This window comes from Streptomyces sp. ME19-01-6 (assembly GCF_033793745.1).
GTDB lineage: Bacteria > Actinomycetota > Actinomycetes > Streptomycetales > Streptomycetaceae > Streptomyces.
The window spans coordinates 1-631 of the sequence record NZ_JARAXF010000135.1; the positions used below are offsets into that span (position 1 = coordinate 1).

The 631-nt window shown below is 68.8% G+C and carries 1 pseudogene; it reads left to right on the forward strand.

The window, feature by feature from the left end:
* A pseudogene (locus tag PV419_RS53000) lies at positions 1 to 631 on the forward strand (IS1182 family transposase); the annotation flags it as partial.

Genomic DNA, 631 nt, shown 5'->3' on the forward strand with positions numbered 1-631 from the left:
CCGGATTCGACGCTTCCGTGCTGAGCCTGTTCCGTTCCCGTCTCATCGAGCACGGACTGGAACAGACGGCGCTGGAGCTGGTGCTGGAGCGCCTGCGCGGGCTGGACCTGCTGAAGACCGGTGGCCGGCAGCGGACCGATTCCACGCATGTGCTCGCGGCGGTGCGGACGCTGAACAGGATGGAGTTCGTCGGCGAGACGCTGCGGGCCGCACTGGAGGCGCTGGCGGTCGCGGCCCCGGCATGGCTGTCCGGCCTGGTCACAGCCGAGTGGGCCGAGCGCTACGGGCCACGCGTGGACGACTACCGCTTCCCCAAGGGCGAAGAGGTCCGTGAACAGTGGTCTGAGCAGGTCGGACGGGACGGATTCGTCCTGCTGGAGGCGGTCTACGCCCCCACGGCTCCCAACTGGCTGCGCGAGATCGAGGCGGTGCAGGCCCTGCGGGTCTCCTGGGTCCAGCAGTACCACCGCGACGAGAAGGGGGTGCGCTGGCGGGAGGGCAAGGACCTCCCGCCGGTTCATCACCGGTTGTGCTCGCCCTATGACACCGATGCCCGTTACGGGATCAAGCGTGGCTCGGGCTGGACCGGCTACAAGATGCATCTGACCGAGACCTGTGAGCCGGACGCACC